This is a genomic window from Cellulomonas sp. P5_C6, from assembly GCF_054049635.1.
The window spans coordinates 1-2588 of record NZ_JBFULZ010000313.1 but is presented as its reverse complement, the minus strand read 5'-3'; the positions used below and the strand labels follow the sequence as shown (position 1 = coordinate 2588).

2 protein-coding genes are annotated in these 2588 nt (G+C 73.9%); both read right to left on the bottom strand.

The features are described 5' to 3' along the window. Nucleotides 1–459: 459 nt before the first annotated feature. Nucleotides 460–1398 (bottom strand): co-chaperone YbbN, encoded by a 939-nt coding sequence (locus tag ACXJKG_RS20600; protein ID WP_456847585.1) that lies wholly within the window; start codon nt 1396–1398, stop codon nt 460–462. A gap of 57 nt (nt 1399–1455) precedes the next feature. After that, nucleotides 1456–2463 carry a hypothetical protein gene (locus ACXJKG_RS20595; RefSeq protein WP_456847584.1) on the bottom strand — a complete coding sequence of 336 codons (1008 nt, stop codon included), beginning with the start codon at nt 2461–2463 and terminating at the stop codon, nt 1456–1458. Between the last annotated feature and the right edge of the window lie 125 nt (nt 2464–2588).

Here is a 2588-nt window from a genome sequence, read left to right as displayed (position 1 = left end):
ACCAATCTCAACCAAGACCCACCACCTCAGCACCCACAACCCAAACGGGCCGCAAACACCTCCGATAGCGAGCCATATGGCATCGACTATTTGGCACACTGTTGAGTTCTCAAGGAACAGACGCGCATCCCTCCAGGCCTTTCAACCTGTCCGGAGGCAACCGTTCTAACTTAGCGGAGCGGCCCCTCCGCGTCAAACCCCCTCGTCAGAGGGCATTTGTTGCGGTGAGAACCAGCGGTTCCGCTTCCGGACGCTCCACGTTGACCGACGATCAGATCGCCGGTCGGAGTGTCCAGGGTGGTCTGCCCGGGGGACCAGCCACTGCGGTTCGATCCGCGGTGTCCGTTCCTCCCTGCCGGGCGACATCGAGAACATTACGCAGCGTCCGGCGCAGGTGGCAAATCCGTGGCCGGTGACGCGGGTCACGTCGGCCGATATGCCGCTGACCTGGGCGAACGCTCAGTACAGGGCGCTGGCCATGGCGCGTCGGGCGGCGATGACGCGGGGATCCTCGCCGCCGATCACCTCGAACAGGTCGACCAGGCGCACGCGGACGCGCTCACGCTCGGGGCCGAACGTCGTGCGGAGCACGTCGATCAGTCGCGCGAAGGCGTCCTCGACCTTGCCGCCGAGGATGTCGAGGTCGGCGACCGCCAGCTGCGCGTCGACGTCGGACGGGTCGGCGGCCGCGGCGGCGCGTGCTGCCTGGAGGTCCGCGTCGCGCGTCCGCTCGAGCAGGCCGACCTGGGCCAGGCCGGCGCGGGCGAGGGCGTCGCGAGGGTTCTCCTTGAGCGCCTGCTCGTAGGCGGCGGTCGCCGCGGCGAGGTCGTCGGCCTCGATGGCGTCGTACGCGGCCTGGTGCAGCGGCGGGAGCTCCGGCTCGGGCTCCTCCTCCGCCGGCTCCCCGCCGGTGGTCGGTGCCGCCCGTCCGGTGATGCCGTTCGCCTCGGCCGCGGCGAGCACCTGGTCGAGGACCGCGCGCACCTGGTCGAGCGGGTAGGCGCCCTGGAACAGCGGGAGCGGCTGCCCGGCCAGCACCGCGACGACCGTCGGCACGCTCTGCGCCTGGAACGCCTGCGCGATCTGCGGGTTGGCCTCGGCGTCGATGCGCGCCAGGAGCCATCGCCCGCCATCCTCGTCGGCGAGCGCGGCCAGGTCCGCCGCGACCGTCGCGCTGGCCTCGCTGCGCGGGGACCAGAGGACGACGACCACCGGGTACTCGGTCGAGCTCTGCACCAGCGCCGGGAACGACCCCTGGTCCACGTCGACGACGTAGGTGCCCGGCGCCGGCAGGCCGCCGGGGCTGCCCGGGGCCGGGGTCGCGGGGCGGTTCAGCGTCGAGAGGTCGACCGCGCCGCGGACGTCGAGGCGGGGGCGGGGTCCGGTGGGCTGGGACATGCGTCGATCTTCCTTCGAGGCCTGCGTCGGTGGGTGGTCGGTCGGGCTATCGGTCGGTCACTCGGCCGTCGCCGACGTGACGGCGTGCTCGGCGGCGAGCAGCTGCACGGGTGCTCCGCTGCCTGCCGGGGGCACGTACATGACCAGCACGTCGGTGAACGTCCGGACGAAGTTGCTGCCGGCGCTCTGCTTGCCGGTGAGCGCCGCATAGAAGGGGTCGGAGATGGGGATCGTCCCACCCGCGACCGTCAGCGTCACCGTCGACACCGTGGTGAGCTGGCCGACGACGATCGCACCGCCGTCGACCGTGCCGAGGCTGACGACCGGCGCGGCCTCGGGCGTGTAGGTCTCGCTGGCCGTCCCGGCCGCCTGGACGCCCGCCGCCGTCGCCGCGCGGGCCGCCTCGATGCTCGACCGGAACGTGTCCGGGGCGAACGTCGCGGCGAAGGCCGAGGCGTCTCCGTTGGCCAGCACGTCGGCGTACCGCTGGAGCGCCTCGGTCGGGGTCACCACCAGGCCGGTGGCGTCCGGCGCCAGCACCGGGCTGCCGGTCTCGGGCGAGGCGGTGGGGGGCATCTGGACGCCCGCGCCCATCCGGCCCCAGCCCCACAGCTTGTACGGGTCGCGCGGCGCGGCCTGCTGCATGACGAGGATGCGCGGCGCCTGCAGGTCGTCAGGCTGCTTGGTGACGACCAGCTGGGTCCGCGGCCACTGGTCGGTCTGCGGCACGATCAGCGCCTGCGCGTCGGTGGGGAGCGCGGTCGGGGCCTTCGCGCCCGCGGTCGCGTTGGCGCGGACGTACTCCGCCGAGCGCACGGCCAGCGCCGGCCCGAACATCCGCGGCGGGAGCTGGGCCGGGTCGAGCGCGGCGTCGGCCGCGGCCAGCACGGCGCCGAGGTCGGTCAGCACGTCCTGGGACTGCACGACGGTCGTGGCGGCCGGCGGGACGGCCGGGACCGGCTCGGGCTGGGCCTCCGGGAGCGGGTTGCCGCACGCCGCGAGTCCGAGCAGCAGCACGCTGCCGAGGGCCGCGACGACCCGGCGGGACCAGGTGGTGCGCGTCATCGACCCTCCTCCGTGGTCTCGTCGGTGTCCGGCTCGGTCGGGGCGTCGCCCTCCGTGGGGGGCAGGCCCCAGGCCCGGCGCCACGCGTCGGCCCGCGAGCCGGCCGTGGCGGCCTCGTCGGCGGG